Annotated in this window: 1 protein-coding gene and 1 pseudogene; one reads left to right on the top strand and one right to left on the bottom strand. The window is 69.4% G+C overall.

The window, feature by feature from the left end; genetic code table 11:
• Positions 1 to 244 precede the first annotated feature (244 nt).
• Complete coding sequence (locus tag GT030_RS05635) at positions 245 to 1,456, bottom strand: pyridoxal phosphate-dependent aminotransferase (RefSeq protein ID WP_161200124.1); 1,212 nt, start codon at positions 1,454 to 1,456, stop codon at positions 245 to 247.
• Positions 1,457 to 1,581: 125 nt separating this feature from the next.
• On the opposite strand from GT030_RS05635, the pseudogene GT030_RS05630 reads away from it, so the two are divergent.
• A pseudogene (locus GT030_RS05630) lies at positions 1,582 to 1,826 on the top strand (hypothetical protein); the annotation flags it as partial.

Raw genomic sequence — 1,826 nt, 5'->3', positions numbered from 1 at the left:
CCGTGTCCAGCTCGGGGCCGGCGGCCGGACCGCGCAGCTCGTCGGTGACGGCGAGCAGGGCGGCGAGGTGCCCGGCCAGCTGGATGTCCAGCTCCTCGTCACGGGAGCGGTGCGGGAAGTCCGGGGCCGCCGGGGTGCTGTGGACCGACTTGGTGCGGATCGGTTCGTACATGGGACGGCCTCCTCTGCGCTGACAGGAAACCATCCTAGCTTGGATCGAGTCTAAAGTTGAGTCGAGTCAGTCCTACAGCTGGCCGTAGCCGTCCAGGAAGGTCCCGATCCGGGTCACCGCGTCCGTCAGATCGGCGACGTTGGGCAGGGTGACGACCCGGAAGTGGTCCGGCTCGGGCCAGTTGAAGCCGGTGCCCTGGACCACCATGATCTTCTCCTGGCGCAGCAGGTCCAGTACGAGCCGCCGGTCGTCCCTGACCTTGAACACCTTCGGGTCCAGGCGCGGGAAGAGGTAGAGCGCGCCCTTGGGCCGTACGCAGCTGACGCCGGGAATCCGCGTGAGCAGCTCGTACGCCGTGTCCATCTGCTCCTTCAGCCGGCCGCCCGGCAGCACCAGGTCGTTGATCGTCTGGCGGCCGCTGAGCGCCGCGACCACGCCGTGCTGGCCCGGCATGTTGGCGCACAGCCGCATGTTGGCCAGGATCGTCAGGCCCTCCAGGTAGGAGTCGGCGTGTGCGCGCGGGCCGGAGACGGCCATCCAGCCGACCCGGTAGCCGGCCACCCGGTACGCCTTCGACATGCCGTTGAAGGTGAGGGTGAGCAGGTCGGGGGCGACCTTGGCGGTGGGGGTGTGGACGGCGCCGTCGTAGAGGATCTTGTCGTAGATCTCGTCGGAGCAGACCAGCAGGTTGTGGCGGCGGGCCAGGTCGGTCAGACCCTTGAGCATCGCCTCGTCGTAGACCGCGCCCGTGGGGTTGTTCGGGTTGATGATCACCAGGGCCTTGGTGCGGTCGGTGATCTTGCGCTCGATGTCCGCGAGGTCGGGCATCCAGTCGGCCTGCTCGTCGCACCGGTAGTGCACCGCGGTGCCGCCGGACAGCGAGACGGCCGCCGTCCACAGGGGGTAGTCCGGAGCGGGTACGAGGACCTCGTCGCCGTCGTCGAGCAGGGCCTGCATGGCCATCACGATCAGCTCGGAGACGCCGTTGCCGATGAAGACGTGCTCGACGTCGGTCTCGATGCCGAGGGTCTGGTTGTGCATGACCACCGCGCGGCGGGCGGCCAGCAGGCCCTTGGCGTCCCCGTAGCCGTGGGCCGTGGAGACGTTGCGGAGGATGTCCTCCAGGATCTCCGGGGGGCACTCGAAGCCGAAGGCGGCCGGGTTGCCGGTGTTGAGCTTCAGGATGCGGTGACCGGCCGCCTCCAGTCGCATCGCCTCCTCGAGCACCGGGCCCCGGATCTCGTAACAGACGTTGGCGAGCTTGGTCGACTGGATCACCTGCATGCCCGCGAGCTTACGGCCCCCGGAGGGGTGGCGCGTGTGTTCTCCACCACGTGGGACGTGTCGGTTTGCACGGGTTTCGCGCAGGGGTGTTCCGGACACGTCCGCCTCCCTACAATTCGACGATCATGTCTACCGAACGCGAGTGCGAGTCGGAGGTGTACGGCGCGCACGAGGCGGTCGGTGCCGCGCCGGTCCCGCCGATCGTCTTCCACCCCCCGGCCGCCCCGGCCCCCTCCTACGAGGGGTACGCCGACCCCGCCGCCGCCCACGGCTGGCAGAGCGCCTACGACGAGACCCGTGAACTGCCCGCCCTGACCGAACTCTCCGTGTCCCCCCGCCCGATGGGCCCCGGCGCCGCGGAAGTTCCCGG

This window comes from Streptomyces sp. SID1328 (assembly GCF_009865595.1).
Classification (GTDB): Bacteria; Actinomycetota; Actinomycetes; order Streptomycetales; family Streptomycetaceae; genus Streptomyces; species Streptomyces griseoluteus.
The sequence above is the reverse complement of the archived record's forward strand: the minus strand, read 5'-3'. Positions and strand labels throughout refer to the sequence as shown.